Annotated in this window: 21 protein-coding genes and 1 pseudogene; 16 read left to right on the plus strand and 6 right to left on the minus strand. The window is 56.4% G+C overall.

Translation table 11 applies throughout. The features are described from left to right. Positions 1 to 21 precede the first annotated feature (21 nt). The 9 genes from ACR0DT_RS13320 (at position 22) to ACR0DT_RS13360 (ending at position 10,600) form a co-directional block, all read left to right on the plus strand. Positions 22 to 486 (plus strand): DUF2946 family protein, encoded by a 465-nt coding sequence (locus tag ACR0DT_RS13320; RefSeq protein WP_480711211.1) that lies wholly within the window; start codon positions 22 to 24, stop codon positions 484 to 486. Positions 487 to 530: 44 nt separating this feature from the next. Beyond that, on the plus strand, positions 531 to 2,654 hold the full coding sequence (locus ACR0DT_RS13325; RefSeq protein ID WP_480711300.1) for a 4Fe-4S binding protein: 2,124 nt from the start codon (positions 531 to 533) through the stop codon (positions 2,652 to 2,654). Positions 2,655 to 2,670: 16 nt separating this feature from the next. Then, positions 2,671 to 4,578 carry a TAT-dependent nitrous-oxide reductase gene (nosZ, locus tag ACR0DT_RS13330; protein ID WP_480711212.1) on the plus strand — a complete coding sequence of 636 codons (1,908 nt, stop codon included), beginning with the start codon at positions 2,671 to 2,673 and terminating at the stop codon, positions 4,576 to 4,578. A 3-nt stretch (positions 4,579 to 4,581) separates the two neighbouring features. Continuing rightward, the gene (locus tag ACR0DT_RS13335; protein WP_480711213.1) at positions 4,582 to 5,838 is read left to right on the plus strand and encodes a nitrous oxide reductase family maturation protein NosD; all 1,257 of its coding nucleotides are present in this window, start codon (positions 4,582 to 4,584) and stop codon (positions 5,836 to 5,838) included. Beyond that, positions 5,828 to 6,721: an ABC transporter ATP-binding protein gene (locus ACR0DT_RS13340; RefSeq protein ID WP_480711214.1), complete on the plus strand. Its 894-nt coding sequence runs from the start codon at positions 5,828 to 5,830 to the stop codon at positions 6,719 to 6,721. The genes ACR0DT_RS13335 and ACR0DT_RS13340 overlap by 11 nt, the downstream gene beginning before the upstream one ends. Beyond that, the gene (locus tag ACR0DT_RS13345) at positions 6,718 to 7,539 is read left to right on the plus strand and encodes an ABC transporter permease (RefSeq protein ID WP_480711215.1); all 822 of its coding nucleotides are present in this window, start codon (positions 6,718 to 6,720) and stop codon (positions 7,537 to 7,539) included. Before ACR0DT_RS13340 ends, ACR0DT_RS13345 begins: the two co-directional genes overlap by 4 nt. Continuing rightward, positions 7,536 to 8,051, plus strand: a complete 516-nt coding sequence (locus ACR0DT_RS13350) for a nitrous oxide reductase accessory protein NosL (RefSeq protein ID WP_480711216.1) — start codon at positions 7,536 to 7,538, stop codon at positions 8,049 to 8,051. The genes ACR0DT_RS13345 and ACR0DT_RS13350 overlap by 4 nt, the downstream gene beginning before the upstream one ends. Beyond that, entirely contained in the window at positions 8,048 to 8,950 is a 903-nt protein-coding gene (locus ACR0DT_RS13355) for an FAD:protein FMN transferase (RefSeq protein ID WP_480711217.1), read from the plus strand. Before ACR0DT_RS13350 ends, ACR0DT_RS13355 begins: the two co-directional genes overlap by 4 nt. A 702-nt stretch (positions 8,951 to 9,652) precedes the next feature. After that, positions 9,653 to 10,600 (plus strand): DMT family transporter, encoded by a 948-nt coding sequence (locus tag ACR0DT_RS13360; RefSeq protein ID WP_480711301.1) that lies wholly within the window; start codon positions 9,653 to 9,655, stop codon positions 10,598 to 10,600. A gap of 153 nt (positions 10,601 to 10,753) precedes the next feature. Here ACR0DT_RS13360 and ACR0DT_RS13365 read toward each other — a convergent pair whose 3' ends face one another. From ACR0DT_RS13365 to ACR0DT_RS13380, 4 genes are all read right to left on the minus strand, one after another. Beyond that, positions 10,754 to 11,791, minus strand: a complete 1,038-nt coding sequence (locus ACR0DT_RS13365; RefSeq protein ID WP_480711218.1) for an adenylate/guanylate cyclase domain-containing protein — start codon at positions 11,789 to 11,791, stop codon at positions 10,754 to 10,756. After that, on the minus strand, positions 11,788 to 12,165 hold the full coding sequence (locus ACR0DT_RS13370; RefSeq protein WP_480711219.1) for a response regulator: 378 nt from the start codon (positions 12,163 to 12,165) through the stop codon (positions 11,788 to 11,790). Before ACR0DT_RS13370 ends, ACR0DT_RS13365 begins: the two co-directional genes overlap by 4 nt. Continuing rightward, a complete protein-coding gene (locus ACR0DT_RS13375; protein WP_480711220.1) occupies positions 12,162 to 15,332 on the minus strand; it encodes a response regulator in 3,171 nt (1,056 codons plus the stop codon). Before ACR0DT_RS13375 ends, ACR0DT_RS13370 begins: the two co-directional genes overlap by 4 nt. A gap of 83 nt (positions 15,333 to 15,415) precedes the next feature. After that, positions 15,416 to 16,519, minus strand: coding sequence for a branched-chain amino acid ABC transporter substrate-binding protein (locus tag ACR0DT_RS13380; RefSeq protein ID WP_480711221.1), 1,104 nt, complete (start codon positions 16,517 to 16,519; stop codon positions 15,416 to 15,418). A gap of 368 nt (positions 16,520 to 16,887) precedes the next feature. Here ACR0DT_RS13380 and ACR0DT_RS13385 point away from each other — a divergent pair. Then, positions 16,888 to 17,019: pseudogene (locus ACR0DT_RS13385) on the plus strand (recombinase family protein); the annotation flags it as partial. A gap of 71 nt (positions 17,020 to 17,090) precedes the next feature. Here the strand turns inward: ACR0DT_RS13385 and ACR0DT_RS13390 are convergent. Then, positions 17,091 to 17,795 carry a helix-turn-helix transcriptional regulator gene (locus ACR0DT_RS13390; protein WP_480711222.1) on the minus strand — a complete coding sequence of 235 codons (705 nt, stop codon included), beginning with the start codon at positions 17,793 to 17,795 and terminating at the stop codon, positions 17,091 to 17,093. Positions 17,796 to 17,900: 105 nt separating this feature from the next. Here ACR0DT_RS13390 and ACR0DT_RS13395 point away from each other — a divergent pair, with 105 nt between their 5' ends. Genes ACR0DT_RS13395 through ACR0DT_RS13410 form a run of 4 tightly spaced genes read left to right on the plus strand, consistent with a single transcriptional unit; the run spans position 17,901 to position 19,876 of the window. Further along, entirely contained in the window at positions 17,901 to 18,338 is a 438-nt protein-coding gene (locus ACR0DT_RS13395) for a VOC family protein (RefSeq protein ID WP_480711223.1), read from the plus strand. A 40-nt stretch (positions 18,339 to 18,378) separates the two neighbouring features. After that, a complete protein-coding gene (locus tag ACR0DT_RS13400; protein ID WP_480711224.1) occupies positions 18,379 to 18,735 on the plus strand; it encodes a VOC family protein in 357 nt (118 codons plus the stop codon). 56 nt (positions 18,736 to 18,791) lie between these two features. Beyond that, on the plus strand, positions 18,792 to 19,403 hold the full coding sequence (locus tag ACR0DT_RS13405) for an NAD(P)-dependent oxidoreductase (RefSeq protein ID WP_480711302.1): 612 nt from the start codon (positions 18,792 to 18,794) through the stop codon (positions 19,401 to 19,403). Next, complete coding sequence (locus ACR0DT_RS13410; protein ID WP_480711225.1) at positions 19,400 to 19,876, plus strand: GNAT family N-acetyltransferase; 477 nt, start codon at positions 19,400 to 19,402, stop codon at positions 19,874 to 19,876. Before ACR0DT_RS13405 ends, ACR0DT_RS13410 begins: the two co-directional genes overlap by 4 nt. A gap of 319 nt (positions 19,877 to 20,195) precedes the next feature. On the opposite strand, the gene ACR0DT_RS13415 is transcribed toward ACR0DT_RS13410, so the two are convergent. Further along, complete coding sequence (locus tag ACR0DT_RS13415) at positions 20,196 to 20,948, minus strand: SDR family oxidoreductase (RefSeq protein ID WP_480711226.1); 753 nt, start codon at positions 20,946 to 20,948, stop codon at positions 20,196 to 20,198. A 275-nt stretch (positions 20,949 to 21,223) separates the two neighbouring features. On the opposite strand from ACR0DT_RS13415, the gene ACR0DT_RS13420 reads away from it, so the two are divergent. Together ACR0DT_RS13420 and sigJ are read left to right on the plus strand one after the other, a co-directional pair. Continuing rightward, complete coding sequence (locus ACR0DT_RS13420; RefSeq protein WP_480711227.1) at positions 21,224 to 21,655, plus strand: carboxymuconolactone decarboxylase family protein; 432 nt, start codon at positions 21,224 to 21,226, stop codon at positions 21,653 to 21,655. After that, positions 21,639 to 22,541 (plus strand): RNA polymerase sigma factor SigJ, encoded by a 903-nt coding sequence (sigJ, locus tag ACR0DT_RS13425; protein WP_480711228.1) that lies wholly within the window; start codon positions 21,639 to 21,641, stop codon positions 22,539 to 22,541. The genes ACR0DT_RS13420 and sigJ overlap by 17 nt, the downstream gene beginning before the upstream one ends. Positions 22,542 to 22,552: the final 11 nt, after the last annotated feature.

Genomic DNA, 22,552 nt, shown 5'->3' on the forward strand with positions numbered 1-22,552 from the left:
GACTGCCGAGTTGGATACTCCATGCCCGCCCTCAACCCTCTGCACATATCAGCTGTTTGCGCGTCCCGCGCGCTATGTGCATATGCGGGCATCTTCCTGTTGCTGTTGCAACTGCTTGGCCCGGCGCTGGCGAGTCCCGGGGAAAGCATGTGGATTGAGATCTGCTCGGAGGCAGGGGCGGTCTGGGTTGAGGTGGACCTCGAAGAAGGGACCGACGACCCAACCGCGCCCTGCCCGAAATGCGCCGACTGCGCCTTGTGCGCCGTCACATCTGCGGCGCCGCTGCCGGACCTGCCAGAACTGACGCAGGACGGATTTATTCAAGCTGAACGCTGCGAATACCGCGATCTGGTCAAGGACTACGCCGTGAAACGGCTGTGGCCTGAAACCAGAGGGCCCCCGCACGAGCCCCAAGAAACATCTGAACGCGCCCCGCGCGCGTCCATGGCGTCAATCCAAGTAACCGGAGGTGCGCCGTGGTCGTAAGTCGCGCAACCCATATCCTGCTGGCCCTTGTCCTGTCCTGCTTGATGGCGATCAGCGCCCATGCCGACAGCCTTGCCAGCTTCCTGCCCGAGATTGAGCCCGCCGAACTGGCCCCCGGTGCCGACGCCTTTGGCCCGGTGCGCGATGACGTGCCCGTTGCCCCGGTTCTGAAGAGTGGCGAAACCGTCGCCTGGGCCTTTTTGACCTCGGATTTCGTAGGCACCACCGGCTATTCCGGCAAACCCATCCATGTGGTCGCTGCCATCGACGACGATGCCGTGCTGACCGGCGTGAAACTGGTCAAACACTCGGAACCGATCGTTCTGATCGGCATCCCCAATTCCCGCATGGTCGAACTGACCGAAGGCTACACCGGCCTGGACCTGAAACATGAGGCCGCAACGGGTGGTGAGGGGCATGACCTCGACATCATTTCGGGCGCGACAGTCACGATCATGGTGATCGACGACAGCCTTGTGCGGGGCGGTATCAAGGTGGCCCGCGCGCTGGGTTTGGGTGGTCTGTCGCCATTGCAGGCTGATGGGCCGAAACGCGAAGTCGACATGGCGCAGGACGCCGTTTACGACTGGACCACTTTGTCCGGCGACGGCTCGATCCGACGACTGACGCTGGATGTCGGTCAGGTCAACGCCGCCTTTGAGGCCACCGGCGATCAACGCGCCATCAAACGCCCGGAACTGGGCGAGCCGGACGACACGTTCATCGACATGCACATGGCGCTGGTTTCAGTGCCCTCGATCGGGAAATCTCTGCTGGGAGAGGCTGAATATCAGAACCTGACCGAGTGGCTAGACGAGGGAGAACAGGCCATTCTGGTGCTGGGGCGCGGGGCTTACAGCTTCAAGGGCTCGGGCTATGTCCGCGGTGGAATCTTCGACCGGATTCAGCTGATCCAGGGCGATAGTTCCGTGCGGTTCTTTGATAAGCAGCAAGAGCGTCTTGGCAAGGTGGCCGCCTCTGATGCGCCCAGTTTCACCGAGTTGGACATCTTCAAAATCCCGACCGAAGCCGAGTTTGACCCGGCCGAGCCGTTCCGCCTGCAACTTCTCGTGCAACGGGCCGTGGGCGCGGTCGAGAAGACCTTCCTGACCTTCGATCTGGGCTACAAACTGCCCGAGCAGTACTTGCTGCCGGCGGCCGCTCCGGCAGTTGTCGACGACGCCACAGGCGAGGCCGCCGCCAAAGCCGCCCTTTGGAAGCGTATCTGGAAAGATCGCACGGTCGAGATCGCCGGTCTGGGCGTCATGCTGTTGGTACTCACGGCGACCTTCTTCTTCCAATTCCACGCCACGATGAACGCGCGTGTCTTCTACTGGTTCCGCATTGGATACCTGACCCTGACCCTGTTCTTCATCGGCTGGTACGCCAACGCACAGCTGAGCGTGGTGAACCTAATGGCGCTGGCAGGAAGCTTGCGCACCGGATTCTCATGGGATGCCTTCCTGCTGGACCCGCTGGTCTTTATCCAGTGGTTCGCAGTGGCCGCTGCCCTGCTGTTCTGGGGTCGAGGCGCCTATTGCGGCTGGCTGTGCCCGTTCGGCGCGTTGCAGGAACTGACCAACAAGATCGCCCGCGCGCTGAAGGTGCCGCAATGGACCCTGCCCTGGGGTCTGAACGAGCGCCTTTGGCCGGCGAAATACATGATCTTCCTCGTGCTATTCGGGATCAGCTTTGTCTCGATCCCGCTGGCCGAGAAATATGCCGAGGTCGAGCCGTTCAAGACCGCGATTATCCTGAAGTTCATGCGCGACTGGCCCTTCGTGGTCTTTGCGCTGGCCCTGCTGGGGATCGGGCTGTTCGTCGAACGGTTCTACTGCCGCTATCTCTGCCCGCTGGGCGGAGCGCTGGCGATCCCTGCCCGTATCCGCATGTTCGACTGGCTGCGCCGCTACAAGGATTGCGGCACCCCCTGTCAGACCTGCGCCAACGAATGCCCCGTTCAGGCGATCCACCCCACCGGTGAGATCAATCCGAACGAGTGCGTCACCTGCCTGCATTGTCAGGTGCTCTACCAGTCCGAGGACAAATGTCCCGTCGTTATCCGCCAACTGAAACGGCGGGCCAAGACAGGGTCGGTCCAGATGAAGACCCCACTCGGACAACCACCGGCGAACCATCCGAACGCCAAACCGCAAACCGTTTCCTAAAAAAGGAGGAACGATCATGTCGGAACAAGACAACAAACTGAACATCACCCGCCGCGGGATGCTGGGTGCAACCGCAACCGGCGCCGTGCTGGCCGGGACCGGTCTGGGCTCGACCCTGATGACCGCGAAACAGGCCAGCGCTGCGGCCAATGCCAATCTGCAGCCCGGTGAGCTGGATGAATACTATGGCTTCTGGTCCTCGGGTCAGACGGGTGAGTTGCGCATCCTGGGCTTCCCGTCCATGCGTGAGCTGATGCGGGTGCCGGTATTCAACCGCTGCTCGGCCACCGGTTGGGGTCAGACTAATGAATCGCTGAAGATCATGACTGACGGCCTACTGCCGGAAACTAAGGAATTCCTCGCCAAGCGTGGTATGAAAACCTATGACAACGGCGACCTGCACCACCCGCATATGTCATTCACCGACGGCACCTATGATGGCCGCTATTTGTTCATGAACGACAAGGCCAACACTCGCGTTGCCCGCGTGCGCTGTGACGTGATGAAATGCGACAAGATCACCGAGATCCCGAACGCCAAGGCGATCCACGGTCTGCGGCCGCAGAAATTCCCGCGCACCGGCTATGTCTTTGCCAATGGTGAGGATGAAACCCCGCTGGTCAACGACGGCACAGTGCTGGACGATCCATCGCAATACGTGAACATCTTCACCGCGCTGGACGGCGACACCATGGAAGTGGCATGGCAGGTGATCGTTTCGGGTAACCTCGACAACACCGACTGCGACTATCAGGGCAAATACGCCTATTCGACCTCATACAACTCGGAAATGGGTATGAACCTGGCCGAGATGACCGAGAACGAGCTGGACCACGTCGTTGTCTTCAACCTTGCCGAGATCGAAAAAGGCATCGAAGCCGGTGACTACCAAGAGCTGAAAGGCGTCAAGGTTCTGGACGGCCGTAAGGGTCAGAACAAGAAATACACCCGTTACATCCCGATCCCGAACTCGCCACACGGCATCAACACCGCACCTGACGGCAAGCACGTCTGCATCAACGGCAAGCTGTCGCCAACCGTGTCGATCATGGACGTCACCAAACTGGACGCCCTGTTCGAAAGTGATGCCGATCCGCGGTCCTGCATTGTGGGTGAGCCGCAGTTGGGTCTTGGCCCGCTTCACACTGCTTATGATGGTCAGGGCAACGCGTTCACCACGCTGTTCCTGGACAGCCAGATCGTGAAGTGGAACATCGACAAGGCTATCGAAGCTTACGGCGGTGCCGATGTGGACCCGATCATTTCTAAGGTCGACGTGCATTATCAGCCGGGCCACAACTCGACCTCCATGGGTGAAACCAAAGACGCTGATGGCAAGTGGCTGATTTCGATGAACAAGTTCTCGAAAGACCGATTCCTGAACGTGGGTCCGCTGAAGCCCGAGAACGAGCAGCTGATCGACATCTCGACCAATGAGATGAAGGTGGTTCACGACGGCCCGACCTTCGCCGAACCGCATGACTCGATCATCGTCCGCAGCGACATCGTCAACCCAGTCAATGTCTGGGATCGCGCCGATGTTACATGGGATGACGCCCGCAAACAGGCCGAGGCTGATGGCATCGATTTGGAAGAAGGCGCGGAAGAACCGATCCGGGATGGCAACAAGGTGCGGGTCTACATGACCTCGCAGGCGCCGACCTTCAGCCTTGAGAAGTTCACCGTCAAACAGGGCGACGAGGTAACAATCTATGTCACCAACCTGGATGACGTAGACGACGTGACTCATGGTTTCTGCTTGGGCAACTACGGTATCGCCTTCGAAATCGGGCCGATGGCAACCGCGTCGATCACCTTCACGGCTGACCGTCCGGGCGTACACTGGTTCTATTGCCAGTGGTTCTGCCACGCACTGCACATGGAAATGCGCGGCCGGATGTTGGTCGAACCGCAGGGAGCATAACCCATGCGTTGGCCTCTGCTCATACCGCTCCTGCTCGGCTCGCCCCTTTGGGCGGCGGACTGGGATGTGCCCAATCGGTCGGGGGCCATCAATGAAGTACTGGCTCAGGCGGCGGATGGGGACACCCTCCGCCTGAGCCCCGGTATCTATACCGAAACATTGGTTCTGGACCGGCCCGTCACCATCGACGGACTGGGCCAGGCCACCATCGACGGACAGGGCCAAGGCAGCGTCATCACCGTGACCGGACCGGGCGTGACCGTACGCGGCCTGACTGTGATCGGTTCAGGTTCCAGCCATGACGGGATCGACAGCGGCATCCAACTGACCAAGACGGCCAAGGCGCCGGTGGTCGAGGATAACGTGCTGCTGGGCAACCTCTATGGCGTTGACATTCACGGGGCCAAAGACAGCGTCGTGCGTGGCAACCGGATCGAAGGCCGTCAGGACCGGCGGATGAATGACCGCGGCAATGGCGTCTACGTCTGGAACGCGCCCGGTGCGCGGGTTGAAGACAACGATATCCGCTATGGCCGTGATGGGATCTTTGTGAACTCATCGAAGAAGAACACCTTCACCCGCAACCTGTTCCGCGACCTGCGTTTTGCCGTGCATTACATGTATGCCGACAACTCGGTCGTCAGTGACAATGTCTCGATCGGTAATGATCTTGGTTATGCGGTTATGTTCACCACCAATGTGACCGTGGCCAACAACGTTTCGATCGGAGACCGTGAGCATGGCGTAATGCTGAACTATGCCAACAAAAGCACCATCACCGGCAATGTGGTGAAAGGTGCGAAGGAAAAATGTACCTTCCTCTATAACTCGAACAAGAACGAATTCACCGACAACTGGTTCCAGGGCTGCGGCATCGGTATCCACTTTACCGCAGGCAGCGAACGCAACCGCATCGTTGGCAATTCTTTCATCGGGAACCGGACGCAGGTGAAATACGTCTCGACCAAATGGGTCGAGTGGTCCGAGGACGGGCGCGGCAACTACTGGTCCGACTTTGCCGCCTATGATGTGGATGGCAACGGTATCGCCGATGCCCCCTACCGCCCTAATGACTCGATGGACCATGTGCTGTGGACCCAACCCTCAGCCAAATTGCTGCTCGGCTCACCTGCCGTTCAGCTGGTGCGCTGGTCGCAATCCGCCTTTCCGGCCCTGCTGCCGGGCGGCGTGATGGACAGCAACCCATTGATGCAAGCCTCTGAACCCCCAGCAATGAAAAAGGTGCCTCATGACGGATAAGGCCCTGTCAATCGACAATGTCTGTAAGGACCGGGGAAAAACCCGCGTTCTTGACACTATCAACCTGTCTCTTGCCCCTGGTCAGCGGGTAGCGCTGCTGGGCCATAATGGCGCGGGCAAGTCGACACTGATCAAATCCATCCTTGGCCTGACACCGATCCATGGCGGCGCCATTCGGATCGGTGACGCCTCCCCCGGCAGCGCCAAGGCGCGGCGCGAAACGGCGTATCTGCCCGAGGCGGTATCGTTTCACCCCGCCCTGACAGGCCGTGAGCAGCTGACCCTGTTCGCGAAGCTGTCGGGGACCAAGGCCGATGTACCCGGCCTGCTGAACCGCGTCGGCCTTGGCGAGGCGCTGGACCGCCGGATCGGAACGTATTCCAAGGGGATGCGCCAACGTCTGGGTCTGGCGCAGGTTCTACTGGGCCAGCCGAAAGTGGCGCTGCTGGACGAGCCGACCTCGGGGCTGGACCCGATTTCGCGGCAAGACCTTTACACCATCATTGACGAGTTGGCCGCCCAAGGCACCGCCGTTCTGATCGCATCCCACGCCCTGACCGAGGTTGAGGCCCGCACCGACCGCATCGCCATCATGCGCAAAGGTCGGATGGTGGCTGATGACACACTGACGAACCTGTCAGCTCTGGCTGGTTTGCCGATCCGCCTGCGCGTGCGCGCCAGCACCAACCCCGAGGCTCTGGCCATGGCACTGGGTGGCAAACGGATCAACGGCGCGTCCGTTGAACTGCTCTGTTCGCCCGATGACAAGATGGAGGCTCTGCGCCGGATCGCCGGAATGGGCGACGCCGTGGCGGACGTGGAAATGACCCCGCCCAAGCTGGAAGACCTCTATCGCCACTACGCTCAGGAGCAGATGCAATGACCCGCTTCCTTGCTATCACCCGCACCGAAATGCTGATCCTGCGCCGCAACCGCTGGCTGCTGGTGGCGACGCTGATCATGGTGCTGTTCGCCTTGGCGCTGACCTTTGCGGGCAGCGCGCCCACCGGCACGCTGGGCGTCGACATGTTGACAGTTTCGGTCGCGTCGATGACCACGCTGTCGGTCTACCTCGCCCCCCTGCTGGCCTTGATGATCGCTTTTGATGCCATAGCAGGTGACGTGGACCGGGGCAGCCTGTCGCTGTTGCTGTCCTACCCGGCAGGGCGCGGGGAAATCCTGTTGGGCAAATTCACCGCCCATCTGGCCGCTCTGGCCTTTGCCATGACTGTCGGCTTTGGCACCGCTGGCGCGGTCGCCGCATGGTTCGGCGGTGCAGGATCGGACAGCCTGATGGCGCTGGCGCGCCTCATCCTCACATCCATCCTGCTGGGCGCCGTGTTTCTGGCGCTGGGTTACCTGCTGTCTGCCCTGGCTAGGGGCGCCACCGCAGCAGCAGGTTTGTCGGCCGGGCTCTGGCTGGTGTTTGTCGTCCTTTTTGATCTGGGCTTGTTGGGAGCCGTCGTCATGGACAAGGGCGGCACCTTCACTCAATCCGTCTTTCCGTGGGTGATGGTAGCCAACCCGGCCGACGCATTCCGCTTGTGGAACATCGCCGCAACTGAAGGCGTCGCAATGGCGTCCGGCATGACCGGTGCGGCACAAGCGTTGCCGACTTGGGCCGCGCCTGCCTCCTTGCTGATCTGGCCGGTGCTGGGCTTTGTCCTCGCCCGCGCCGCCTTCCGGAGGGTCGAGCCATGAAGCGCATCTACCTGATCGCTCTGGTCGTTCTGACCGCCTGCAAGGAAGAGGTCGCCGTTGCCCCTGATCCTGTCGATCTGACCCCCGATGCACTCAGCTTTTTCTGCCAGATGAACATAGCCGAACATGGCGGTCCTAAAGGCCAGATTCACTTGGAAGGCTACCCCACACCCTTGTTCTTTGCCCAGGTGAGGGACATGGTGGCCTACCTCAAAAGTCCCGAGCGTGATGCTCCCATTACTGCCGTATATGTCAGCGACATGGGCGTCGCACCCAACTGGCAACAGCCGGGCATTTCCAACTGGATCGCCGCCGATGGCGCAACCTTTGTGGTTGGGGCCAATGTCGCCGGCGGCATGGGCGCGCGCGAAGTCGTGCCGTTTGCAGACCCCGTCGCCGCAGAAACCTTTATCGGCCAGTACGGTGGCGATCTGCTGCCCCTATCCGACATCCCCGACACCGAGGTTCTCGGCCCCGTTGATCTGGACCTGAAACTGGAGACCCCCACATGACTCCTCTCTCCCGCCGTCGGTTTCTGACTATGTCCGCCGCCTGCGCCGCCTTCCCCGCCGGTGCAAAAACCGCCCCGGCAGCCTATTGGCGCGGGGTCGCGCTGGGGGCGCAGGCCAGTTTACGGCTTGAGGGGCTGACCGACGCCCAAGCCGCACCAATCATCGCGTCGGTCGAGGCCGAGGTGAACCGGCTTGAGAACATATTTAGCCTGTATCGCCCACAATCCGAACTCAGCCGCCTGAACCGCGACGGCCACTTGACGGCCCCCGCCCCCGAGCTGCTGAACGTCCTCAGTCTGTGCTCGGCCCTATACAAATCCACAGACGGCGTTTTCGACCCCTCGATTCAGCCGCTCTGGTCCGCGCTGGCCAATGGTGCCACTGCGGATGATGTCGACTCAGCCCGGAAATCTATTGGCTGGTCCCGTATTTTGGTTCAGGCCGACATGATCCGCCTGCCCCAACCCGGCATTTCAGCACTGACCTTGAACGGTATCGCACAGGGAGCCATCACCGATCGTATCGCAGCTTTGCTGGTCGCACATGATTTACGCGATGTACTGGTAAACATGGGGGAAATCGCTGCCCGCGGGCTTCGCGGAGATGGGCAAAACTGGCAGGTCGGTCTGGCCGGACCGGGCAGAAAGGTTCTCAAATCCATCGAATTGCGGGATCGCGCTGTCGCGACCTCAGACCCGGGCGGCCTCATGCTGAGTAATGACCATGGTCACATCCTGAACCCACGGCTCGAAACCGCGCCAAAACACGTTGTGTCAGTATCAGCCCCTAGCGCCGCCATCGCCGATGGTCTGTCCACAGCACTTTGTGCGTTGCCTGAAACGCGAATTGACGAGGCGATCGCATGGTTCCCAGAGGCGAGCATCGAAATGTTCGTCTGACCGAAGCACCCGACGTCGCTGGGCCGAATGAGCCACGCGATTGGCATTTCGGAAGTCCAAAACTACAATTGCGCCCGACGACTTACTACGCAAGCCATTGATTTTACTTTATCTACAAGCCGGGTTAATGGCGGAGACGAAGAGAGTCTAGGCAAAAGGACAATATTAATTAAATTACATATAAAACAATTGCTTAAGAAGCCTTTGGTCATTTGCTATCGAAGAAGCTATGCGGGATTTAATGCGGGATTGATTAGGAAGCTAAGTCCGAACACTTGGGACCAAATAAACAGGCGACGTTCAAACGGCATGCTTCCGATGCAAACTGACAATAGTCATCGTTATAGGATTTTCTTGACGCACCTTCGCTACTGAAAGCTGCTAATATGGTTCCTCTCGCGATGCTGTCTGATCGATTGCTGCAATTCGCCCGATAAGGTTCGTATGCGCCACACAGTACAACTTCGCTACGGTTGCATTGATAGTTGTTTTTAGCGGCTGCTACGCGCAGGAAGCAGAGTTTAGTAGACGGCCCTTAGCTGCCCTTTGGCCCGGCCACCTGATGCGGCTGTGCGGCCTTTCAGAGGAGACATTCGCCGCGAGCGCTATATCCAATTCAACCCGAACTCGTGGATTGTGGGACTTTTGCCTGTGGTCGTATTGAGAACAGACACGCATTTGGCGACATCTCTAAATGAAACGATGACCTCTGCTGAACCCATACCTCAATCTCCGGATCGCACCCTTGTCGGTGTTGCGCTGATGCTGGGGTTTTGCCTAACCGCTCCTTTGCTGGACGTGTCTGCGAAACTCGCGTCGACCAGCGTGCCGGTTGGGCAGATTACAGCTGCTCGGTTTGTGGTGCAATGCGCGCTAATGGCGCCTTTCATCTGGATAATGGGACTGTCGGTGCGCGTGGCGAAAGATCAGTTGATGGTTCTGGTTTTCCGCTCATTGCTGCTGGTGTTCGCAACATTTTGCTTCATTGCCGCAATCCGGGTGATGCCCCTTGCCGATGCGCTGGCAATCGTGTTCGTTGCCCCTTTCATCGTCTTGTTGGTCGGCAAGTTCTATCTTGGAGAAGCCGTCGGCCCGCGTCGCGTTGGCGCGGCGCTTGTGGGGTTTGTCGGGGTGTTGTTCGTCATCCAGCCCAGTTTCGCAGCTTTCGGCGCGGTTGCCATTATTCCGCTTGGCACGGCAGTTGCCTTCGCTTTCTACATTCTTTTGACCCGGGGGTTGTCGCGTCGGGTGCACCCTGTGACCCTGCAATTCCACACCGGCCTGATCGCCAGCCTGTTTTGCATTCCAGCACTAATTGTTGCGCAAGGTTCCGGCTCTGATTTGTTTGATCCCGTTTGGCCGACAGACATCGCGTTGTTGTGGCTTTTGGGCGCTGGCTTTTTCGCGACGGTGAGCCACATGATGATGACCTATGCGCTGTCTTTTGCGCCTTCTGTCACGCTGGCGCCGCTGCAGTATTTTGAACTGCCGGTGGCGACCTTGTTCGGCTATCTTGTCTTCAACGACTTCCCGAACACGCTTAGTCTGCTTGGCATTGCGATCATCATCAGTGCGGGGCTGTATATGATACATCGCGAAAGGGTGGCGGCCAGACAGTTGGTCGCCGTGCGTGCCGTACCTCCAATCTAAGGTTACACGCCCGGCCCTAACCAGTCTTTCATGAATCTCCTGGCCAAAGGCTGGTTTGATCCCATATCAACCGATGCTGCGGCAGAGGTGAATGTCGAGTTGCGCAGGAAGCGAACGCTGCCAACTCTCTCTGACTGTCCAAATCGGACACCCTCAGTTGCACTGGACCAATTCGAGTGTTCCCTTTCCTTTCAATTCCACTTGTCCCAGCGATTTGCCCCGAAAACTGCCCTGAATCAGACGCCAAACGGAGGCGCTGACAAGGACGTTAGAGGCTTCAGCTTCTGATACAATTCGGGATGCGACATTCACCGTGTCGCCCCAAAGATCGAACACAAACTGCTTGCGGCCTATAACACCGGCGACCACAGGCCCGATGTGAATTCCAACACGCAGATCCCACGACGCTCTGAGGTTTTTTACTGCTGAAATCATCTCGAACCCTGCGCGTACGCTAGCGTCAGCCGGGTTTTCAACATAGTGCAGCAAACCTGCGGTTGCCATGTATGCATCACCTATGGTCTTGATTTTTTCTAGCCCATGACGGGCGGTGATTTGCTCACAGGTATTCACCATTTCCTGTAAATGAGACACTACCTCTTCCGGCGCATGTCTGTCGCAATACTGGGTAAACCCGACCACGTCGCAAAACAAAACCACCACATCTTCGAAACGTCGCGGTCGCACCGTGTTGGTCGATTTCAATTCGTGAACGGCAGCGTTTGGAAGCGTCGCGTGAAGCAATTCGTCCACACGATTTTTTTCAATTTCAATCTGCCGAAGATACGATTCCTGCTGATCCCTCAGGCGTTTTTTTTCAAGGCTGGCAGAAATCCTGGCCCTCAGAATCGCCGCATTGAAGGGCTTAGGCAAGTGGTCTTCTGCCCCAAGTTCGATGCAGCGAACTACACTTTCCACTTCGTCGACCGCCGAGATCATTATGACGGGTATGTCCCGCAATGCCATGTCCGACTTCATGCCTTCCAGTGTTTCAAAACCGTTCATGCCTGGCATCATGATATCCAGAAGGACCAAATCGAAAGATGCTTGGGATAGCATTTCCAAAGCTTCATACCCGTCGCGAGCTTCAACAAGGTTGGAATACCCTTCGCGCTTAAGGCGTCGTGTCAGCGTGTACCGATTGTCCTCATTGTCATCGACAACAAGAATTGCTGCTTCATCAAGGCTCATGTCACGGGCCCGCCGGTCAGGATCGAACTTATCTTCTGTTGGAGAAGGTCAAAATCAATTGGCTTCGATACATAATCGTCGCAACCGGCGTCCAATGCCCGGTCCCGATCACCGGCCATAGCAAAGGCTGAAAGAGCTATAACGGGAATGTTTGCAGTTTCTGGTGCCGCTTTAAGCTGTCGCGTCGCCTCCCAACCGTCCATAACAGGAAGATTCAAGTCCATCAGAACAAGTACAGGGGTTTCGATGCGCGCCATTTCTATTCCGGCTGCACCGTCTGTGGCGACCAAGACCTCATACCCTTTTCTGCGCAAACGTCGTGTTAGCATGAAGATGTTGTCGTCGTTATCTTCGACGTAAAGAATTTTGGTCATGGCCGAATTTCCTCACCGGTCATACGCTTTACGAAACCGCCAACTTCCGCCAGCAGCGTGTCACAGCTCGTTGAGTTTTTTTCAAGAATGCTTTCGACGCCATCAGTCAGTCGCCGACGGTCTTCGTTCGTCAGATCTGCAGCCGTTATCACGATCACCGGAATGCTCTGGCTATTGGGCAGTTTGCGAAGCTCCTCCAGAAATTCGAAGCCGTCCATTTCCGGCATCATCAAATCCAACAAGATCAAGTCCGGTGTTTCATCGTTGACAAAACTTAGAGCGATGCGCCCATTTTCGCCTTCGGTGACGCGCCACCCTTCGTTTACCAAGCAACCACGCAACCAGCTGCGTGTGGCCTCATCATCTTCAACGAGAAGGACCAACGGCGCTCCTTCTTTGGGACGGAAGCGGTTCAGGGATTCCCTGAGTTTTTCCCGGTCCAGTGGCTTGACCAAATATTCCGAGGCACCAAGTCCGTAACCCTTGCGAGCTTCGTCCAGCATTGTCAGCATGATAACTGGTATGTCAGCTAAGGCCTCGTCCCCCTTGAGTTCCGCAAGTACGTCCCAGCCGTTAGGCGGAGGCATCAAAACATCAAGTGTGATAACTGACGGTCGAATTTTACGTGCCAGTTTCAGAGCTTCTTTGCCATCGGCAGCCGTAACAACATCGAAACCTTCCTTGGCCAGGAAAACACGCATTAATTCTCGCGTGGTGTCGTCATCATCAACCACGAGGACCGTGCCTGAATATGGACTTAACTGATCTTTCAAGGGTGGCTTGAGATCTCTGTCAGGAGTGTAGGCTGAGGATTGTCCTTCGATCCGGAATGGCAACGTGACCGTGAATGTCGTGCCTTCGCCAACTGCGCTTTCAACTGTTATTTCACCCCCCATCATTTGGCATAGACGCTTGCTTATGGAGAGTCCTAGACCGGTGCCGCCGTATTTACGTGTTGTTGAACTATCCGCTTGAGAAAAGTCCTCGAATAGTTTCCCGATCTGATCTTGTGTCAGCCCGATCCCTGTATCGGATACATCCAGCACCAGCCAGGGAATGTCATCGATCACGGACTCGGCTGCGTGGACAGTAATTTTGCCGTTTTCCGTGAATTTGCAGGCATTGCTCAGCAAGTTCAGGAAAACCTGCCGGACCCGCGTCATGTCGGCGAACATTTTTTTCGGCTCATCCGGGTAGTGGGCTTCCACCACGTTGCCGTTTTTTTCCGCAAGCCCCTTCGTTGTCGCGACTGTGTCTTGCAGCAAAGCAACCAAGTCGAATTCTTCAAGGTTGAGATCGAGCTTGCCCGCTTCGATTTTCGAAAGATCAAGGATCTCGTTGATCAATTCTAGAAGGTGCTTTCCCGCCCGCGAAATCCGCTGCAGAGGTTCGATGAAGTCGTCTTGCCCCAGATCTTCGGCATCTTCTTCCAGCATTTCGGTGATACCGATCACTGCATTTAGGGGCGTTCGCAATTCGTGGCTCATGTTGGCCAGGAACTGACTCTTTGCCCGGTTGGCTTCTTCAGCATCCCGTTCGCGCTGCTTAAGCTCAGTAATATCAGTGTACACTGCAACCGTACCGCCATCGCTGGTCTTGCGCTCGTTGATCATTATCCAACGGCCGTCGCGCCGTTGCTGCACCAGTGCCTCCTTGGGGTTTCTGTGCGAAGCGATGCGCTCTTCGACCCACTCGTCAATTCTGTCCTGCGCATCGACAATCAACCCGACTTTGGCGGAGCTGCGGATTATCGTTTCGAACGACATTCCGGGCTCTATGGAAACTTCAACCTCCGGATAGAGCAGTTCTTTGTATCTGTTATTGCAGAGAACCAGATTCTCGTTTGCATCATAGAATGCGAAACCGTCCGAAGAATTTTCAATCGCATCAACCAACCTTCGACGCGCCACCTCGATTTCACGCAAGTTGTTATCCTCGATTTCAATCGCCGTATCCCGAAATACCGATAGTGCCTCGGCCATGTGAGCGATTTCGTCATTGCCGGTGGTGGCTGGAAGCGGGGCGCGCAAATTTCCACTTGCGATCGCCAACATGCTGTCGCTAAGCCCAGTTAGCCGTGCGATCAAGTTACGCCCGACATAAAGCCATACGATTAGCGTAGAACTGACCAAACTCAGCACCACGACGGCGATCATGACATATGTGCTGACTTGCTGAACCGATCCAGCCTCGGCATTCGCGCTGGCAATGTCGTCTCTTGCATGTGCAAGCAGGTCGTCCACAGCCTGCGTCAATTGTTGAGACAGCGCGGCATTTTGGGCAATCAAAGCCTTGCCTCTGACAATCAGGTCAAGCTCCTCCGCGCGCGCTTGCAAAACGCTTTTGTCGCCGAATGCAAGCTCTTCGAATTCTTTCACTCTGGGCAGCAAAAATCGGCGCTGAAAAATCGGCAATTCGCCAGACAGCCTGTTAAGCGCCTCCAATGATTTTTCCAGGGGGAACGCGATCAAGTCCACGTCTGCACGGGAAAGGGCCGATGCCGCAAGTATCAGGTTGTCATTGATTGCAGATACTTCCACCTGGAACTTTTGCAGCGGCAAAGCTTCGGCGACACTGCGCGTAAGTTCATTCATTGCCGCCTCGCGCTCGTCTTCGGTCAAGTCAGGATTATCAATGGCGCTTCGCAACTGAGACAGTTTGGCGTCCATGACCGAAATGCCCGGAGTAAGCGCCCGCTGCGCCCCTTTGTTTGTGATTGACAGGCGGGCGAGGATTTCGCTCTTTCGATCCGTCACGGCCAATCTGTCGCCTACCAGAATGTCGAGCGCCGAAAGGTTGTCTCCAAGGCGAGTGACCACTGCTTCAATTTCTTCAAGGTTGGAAGCATCGGTTTCCCGAGTTATCAAATCCGCAACCATTTTATTGAGGTTGCCTACGCCGTCGCTGATCGAACCGGTCAGTTCTGTACGCTGAGCATCGGTGGACACAGCCAACAGTGCCGGTGCAGCAGCCATGATCCGATCAGCTTCTCGGGAAAGCTCCAAGGATCCAAGCGCAGCCGGCACACGTTGCTGCGTAATATGATCCATGACGTTTCCGATGGCCAGGAACGAATATACTGCGGCCGCAGCAGCAAGCACCGAAAAGGCGCTAATCCCAAAAAATGCAATGAGAAGACGCCATCGTACCCCTAAACCGTCAAACATGCAGGCACCCGAACGGTTGGCCAGTCACCTCAAATTGTTCATTGCGTGGTAGCCAAATAATATTATCCCCCAATTAAATAGCACTATTGCAGAGGCACGTACTCCCCTCCTTTCCAAGTGTACCAAGAGAAACCCGGGTCTGTGATATCGCCATTCTCGTCAAACCGAAGCGTCCCCAAAACGGTGTCGAACTCATTTTCTCTCAGAGAGGCGATTACGGTGTCCAGTTCGAGTGTCCCGGCTTTTTCAACCGCTTGCGCCCAAACTTCGACAGCGGCGTAAGCATAGAGTGTATACCCGTCCGGCTCGATGCCACCATCTCGGAACTCTTCGACCAGAGCTGCATTTTTGGGATCGTAGCGGGGGTCCGGAAAAAAGGTGAACATGGTTCCCTCACCGGCATCACCAGTGATCAGCCAATAATCCGCGGTTGAAAGGGAGTCACCGGATACGAACTGGAGGTCATCCCCCTGATCCCTGGCTTCACGTAGAATTAGACCCGCTTCGGCGGGATATCCGCCCACGAAAAGTATGTCAGTCTCAGCAGCTCGGATACGATCAACGAGGGGAGAATAGTCAACCTCGCCCGTTGCAAAACCTTCGAACATCACCTCGGTCAAGCCGAGCGCATTAATGTGTTTCTTGGTTTCCTCGGCAAGTCCTTGGCCATAAGCCCCGCCATCATGCAAAATGGATATGCGTTTCTCGGGCCAATGTTCGGCCATGTAGTCGCCGACTACCGCGCCCTGCCGGTCATCGCGACCACAGATACGAAATATTCCTGGCCCACCCTCATCCGTTAGCTTGGTATTTGTGGCAGACGGCGAAATCATCAATATTCCTGCTTCGTCATAGATTTTGGACGCCGGTATCGATGCGCCAGACGACCAATGACCAACAACGAAGACCACATCATCACTCACGAATTTTTTGGCGACAGCAACCGCCTGATCTGGGTCTGCCGCATCGTCTCCAAGAACAAGCCGAACCTGTTCTCCCAAAACCCCGCCGTTTTCGTTTATTTTTCGAAGTGCAAAGTCGGCACCAATTCGATACTGTTCTCCACCCCAGGCATATTGCCCGGAAAGAGGAGCCCCTGAACCGATACGGATTTCCGCGTTCGCATGGCCGACAAATGCTAGGGCCGACATACCTAAAGCGGTGACGAGAGTGTGAAACAATTCCATCTTGTCCCTCCCAATCCAGCTGCCTCGGCACTTTGCCAGTGCCCATTGGTAGGCCAGGTCACTATACAATTTTGTGGACTTACCAACAACTGATCGGTGAGGAAGGAGTAAATGCGTCAATGTAATCAATTGATTACTTCTCAGGAATCTATTTTAGCATGTGAAATCCATGTGAGTCTCAATCATAAAGCAAGCAGTATTAGTTCACGTTTATGCGATAGTCTGCTTTGACATCGAATGAGGACGTACGACGAGTATTCACCAGCGTCGGCTTTGTTGCGCAAAAATTACCTTTGCAGACTCCGCAGCGAACTTCCCCTTCCCGCCCGTGTGTCGGATTCAAACGTCTGCTTCGGTCTGCGACCAACCTGCTGGGCAGCGTCGCTGAATTTGAACGGGAGATTATGCTCGAGCGTCAGCGTGAGGGTATCGCTAAGGTTAAAGCCGCGGGGAGGTACACAGGTCGCAAACCAACAGCTCAAGCCAAGGCCGGCGAGGTAACCTGCTGTTGTTTTAAAAGCGTGTTGTTGCGCGGCAGCCTTCCGATAACAATCGTTAGGCAACTCCCGTTTCATGCTGTCTGTTCATAACGCTTCCGTTCCGCGTCCATCGCGCTACGCAACTCTTCGCGAAGGAGGTCCATTCGCCCCGGGATACTGTCCTCAAGCACATCCGCCTCAATGATCCTTTCTGTCCGAAAGTAGCGAAACCCCTCGCGCAACTCACACCAGCCGGCGATTATGCGGCTCGTATCTCGGTATCCAAGCATTATGGGCCAGATCACCCTACGGGTCTTCTGGCCTGAATTATCCGAATAGGTCAGGGCAATCTTTTTCCGGCGCCGAATGGCCAGACGAATGGCCGCTGCACCAAGCACTTCATCCGGTTGGTCGACCGGCGCGACGCTGACGACCGGTTCAAGAAATGACGTCCGGTACTTGTCAGGTGCGACGGCTTCCAGCTTTGAAATCAGTTTTTCGGCGGCCAATGCTAGCTCTGGCTCGCCCCGGGTTTGCACCCACAAAACACCGAGCGTCACAGCCTCGATCTCATCCGGGGTCAACATCAGCGGTGGCATATGAAAGCCAGGCTCCAAGACGTAGCCGACCCCGGCCTCGCCGTTGATTGGCACGCCCTGGCCGATCAACGCAGCAACATCGCGATAAACCGTGCGCTTGGTAACGCCCAATTCTTTACCAATGGACTGGGCAGAGATCGGCCCTTTGGCACGTCTCAGGATCTCGATGATTTCAAATAGCCTGTCGCCACGTCTCAATTGATTTCCTTTCAATGCAATAGACCATACTGACAGGATGCTGACAACACGCTGTCAGCATAGTCGCGGTAAAAGCAGGAAAGACACCATCAAGGAGAACAGATCATGAGACGATTAATTGCTTTAGCGCTCGCCACTGTCCTGCCCACAGCACTCGCCGCCGAAGAGGTAATACCTACAGACCCTGAGCCGATCATGGCCATGGGAGCCTATGTCCCGACCGATGACATGAAGGGTTCTGAGGCCTTCTACCGCGCCCTATTCGACAGCACCCCCGCAATCGGACTACCGGATTTCGTGGCCTTCAACGTGGCTGGTGGCTGGTTCGCAATCGTGTCACGGGACAAGTACGCACCGGGGTCCGAGGCAGGTTCGGGCGCGGTTCCCTACCTACAATCCGCCGATCTGGAAGTCTTGCACGCCCGCGCCACCACCGCCGGTGTGACCGCGCCGGAGATTATCGAAGAGCCGGGCATTCACCTGCTCAAGATCACGGACCCCAACGGTCAGCTAATCGAGTTCTTCAGACTGACCGGTCAGTGATGCTCACAATACTCAGCGCAATCTCAAAGGAAATCGCACCATGCAGATGAACTATTTCGTCGTCGGCACCAACGACATGGCCGCCGCAACGCGCTTCTATGACCAGCTTTTTGGTCAATCGGGCGTGGAGCGTGTCTCGCCCACCGGCAGAATGACATACTGGCTCGGACCTGACTTTGCCTTTGCAGCCGCTATCCCGTTCGACGAGAACCCCGCCACGAATGGCAACGGAACCATGGTCGGCTTCAGCGTCGGGTCGGCTGAAGAGGTCGAAAGGCTGTACGCATTGGCCATCGAGCTTGGTGGCACGAGCGAAGGTGAACCGAACCAACGTGGACCGCGCTTCTCGGCCTACGTCAGGGATCTGGACAGTAACAAGATTTGCCTTTCCGCCTGAGGCAGATCGCAAACGCACTTTCCAATTGAAAAGAGAAGACTTTGAAACTCGTTCTTTTGGGCGCGAATGGGCGGACAGGCAAGCTTGTGCTCGAAGCTTTGCTCGCAAAAGATATATACGTCACAGCAGTCGTTCGTTCTGCAGACAAAGCACCCGATCTCAAACATAAAAGACTACAAGTGATGGAAGGTGATCCCTGTAACCCTTTGTTCCTCACATCATTGTTTCGCGCCCATGACGCAGTTATTTCGGCATTGGGCGGTCGGCTGCCTTCGAAAGTCGCGACATCGGTATATTACCGATCTGCGGGCGCCATCGTCGAAGCTGCGTCGTTGACGGGCCTCAAACGAGTTCTGGTGACCTCGACGGCCTTGCTATCTCCAGACCAAACGCTGCTGGGAAAGCCCCTTCGTTTCGTTCTGCCGAACGTTGTGCGCAGCGCCTTTCGCATGGAGGATATCTTAAAATGCTCTGGCCTAGACTGGACCTCAGCCCGCGCGGGTTTCCTCAATGATGCCAGCGTGGCGGCATACCGTGCCGAAAGAGATGCTCTCCCCGAAAAAGGAACAGCAGTTTCCCGGTTGGCACTTGCACAATTTCTGGTCGATGCCATCTCGGACTCTGAGACCCAAGGGGCGGCATACGGTGTGTCGCAAATTAGCACATGACAAAAATCGCCTTTACGCGTCTACCCGAGATCGCGGTCGAGGATATTGCGGAGCATATGTCCGATCCAGCTCTGGCTCCGCACATGCCGTTGCTCCAGGGCAACTGGGATCAGCGGCGCACAGCTGACTTCGTGGCAATGAAGGAAGCCAAGTGGGCGCAGGACGGGTTGGGCCACTGGGCAATTCTGGCGGACGGCGCTTATGTGGGATGGGGCGGCTTTCAACGCGAGGGTCCTGACTGGGACTTCGGCCTCGTGCTGAAACCCTCGACCTTCGGGTTGGGGATGAGGATAACCGCTCAATCACTAGAGTTCGCGCGGTGCGATGTGCGTATTCCGTCCGTGACTTTCCTTCTTCCGCCAACCCGAACAAAGTTGGGTGCGCTGAAGCGCCTAGGCGCGCAGATCGAGGGTGACGTGACGATCAATGGGGCTCTCTTCCGAAAGTACCGCCTTGTGACCAGCGCACCTTAGGTCTGGCCCAAAGGTGGTGAGATGGCACAGACCCCGCAGAGGCGTGACCTACTCAATCGAAATACGCTCTTAACGCAACAAAGCACTTGGGCGCCGAATTCGAGGATGCTTTGGCCGTCGCAGAACCGATTGAAATCCAACCAGCCGGGACGCTTTCAAGGACGGCCCCTAGCGAATATTGAATACTCTCGCAGTTCCGGTGCTGCGACCCTCTTTCCTGACATTTGCTGCGAGTACGGTTTCTTGAATTCTATAGACTGACAAATCGCTGCATCAGGGCGGACACTGATTCAGTCGAACCAATGTCCGCTCTTTGCCTTCAGAACTTGCTGATGGAGTTGCCCCCATCGACAAGCATCGCACTTCCGGTAACAAATGAGGCGTCGTCCGACAGAAGAAACTGAGCTGCGGCGGCGACTTCGGAGGGTTCAGCCATGCGCTTGAGCGCATGAAGCCCCCTGACAACCTCATGGAAAGAGGCGTCTTCACCTGCCATAGGGGTCATCGTTCCACCGGGTAGAAGTGCATTGACTCTGATGTCCTCCGAGCCATGCTCAGCCGCCAGCACTTGTGTCATGCCGATCAAGCCTGCCTTCGCAGCAGCGTAGGCTCCCATTCCAGGAAGACCAATAGTGTGGCCGACAAATGACGACGTAAACACAATAGAACCACCACCTCTCTTGCGCAGCGCTGGAACCTGAAACTTTGCAGCAAAAAAACCACTGTTCAGGTTAACAGCTATCACTTTGTGCCAGTTGTCACTTCCCATATCTGGAATAGAACCCATGTCGCCAGTGGTGCCGGCGTTGTTGAATGCTCCGTCTAAGCCACCAAAACTCTTTTCCGACAATTCAACGAGCGCATAAGCGTAAGCCTCGTCCGTGACATCGCCCGCAAGCGAAACAGCGTTGCCGTTGCCTTGCCGTATCTGCCCAACAATCTCATCCAGTTGAGCTTTACGACGCGCGCCCAGAACAACGTTTGCTCCGCTTTTGGCAAAGAGAAAAGCTGCAGCAGCGCCGATCCCGCTGCTGGCACCAGTGATGATGATGGTCTTGTTTTCGAGTTTCATTGCCATGCCTTTCCTTATTTGCATGACACTCCACTAAGGTGGCGACGAACTGTTCTTCGACCCGTTTCATGCGCATGCCCAACTGGCAGAATTGAAAGCGCAAGATTCGGGTCGGCCCGATGACAGAAAGACTTACGCTTTATTGCCACAAGTGAGCTGTACGCAAAAAATCATTTAAGAACAGCGCCCTAAGAAAATTCACTGATGGGCGCGTCACAAAACCTGACCGACAATCGTCACTAGTGCATAGGATAGTCAAACAAAGGAAAGTGACGATGAGTACTTCAAACGCAACTCAATACGAACAGACGATCCCCGACGTACTCCAGACGATGGGCAGCGTGCATCAGGTGCTGGACTACCATGGCCTTGATCTGAAAGTCCGCCACCTCGTTCAACTTCGGGCATCTCAGATTAATCGCTGTGGTTTCTGCATCAAAATGCACACGAAAGAGGCTCGGCAAAACGGCGAGACCACCGAGCGTCTGGACAGGGTGATTGCTTGGGACCAGGTGAGTGATTTCACCGACGCAGAGAAAGCGGCGCTGGAATGGACAGAGGCTTTGACGAGCCTGCACTTGAAATCAGACCTTGCGGCCATGCGCGCACGTTTGAGCAGGCATTTTTCCGATGCTGAAATCGGCGCGCTGACTGCCGAAGTTGCCATGATCAATCTGTGGAACCGGATAAATGTATCAAAGCACTGAACTCACAAAGTCGGAACTTGATGCTTTCGAAGGCATGCGCCCAAGGTTGTCGGGCCTCGCTTACAGAATTCTGGGGTCTCTAAGCGATGCTCAGGATGCGGTACAAGACACGTTTCTCAAATGGGCGGGCACGAACCGTGCAGCGATTGAGAATCCAAATGGTTGGCTTGTCACCGCTTGCACTCGGCGCTGCCTTGACATGCGACGCTCGGGCGACCGGGCACGCATGGACTACGTGGGCGCCTGGTTGCCGGAACCGATACAGGTTTCCAGCGAGAATGATGCAGAGAAGGAAGCGGAGTTAACATCCAGTCTTTCGATGGCATTCCTGATGATGCTTGAACGGCTCACCCCAAAGGAGCGTGCGGCATTCCTGCTCCACGACATTTTTGAGATGTCTCATGCTGCTGTCGCGGAAACGCTCGACACCTCGGAAGCCAGTAGCAGAAAGTTGGTATCTCGGGCGCGCGGGAATGTAGGTCGTGCGGTTACACGTCACAAAGCATCCCCAGAGCTGCAGATGGCTTTCCTGTCGGCGTTTAAAACGGCCGTGACGGAGGGTCGGATCGATGATCTGTCCCGGATGCTGGCGGCAGATGCTCGTCTGAGCGCAGACGGCGGCGGCAAGGTCCCGGCAATACTCGAAGCGATCGAAGGTGCCGTCCCACTCTGCAACTTCGTCTCCTCCAAGCTGCACCGATACTGGGACGATCACGAATGGGTGCTTGTCAATCTAAACGGCATGCACGGTGTCTTGATAAAACACGGGGAAACGACAACGGCGGCGCTCTCTTTTGCGTTCAACGACGAGGAGAAGGTTCAGGAAATCTTCATCGTCCGAAACCCAGACAAACTCACCCATCTCGACGTGGTTCATATCCACTGATCCGCAAAATC

The sequence above is a fragment of the Ruegeria sp. BI11 genome, from assembly GCF_056538005.1.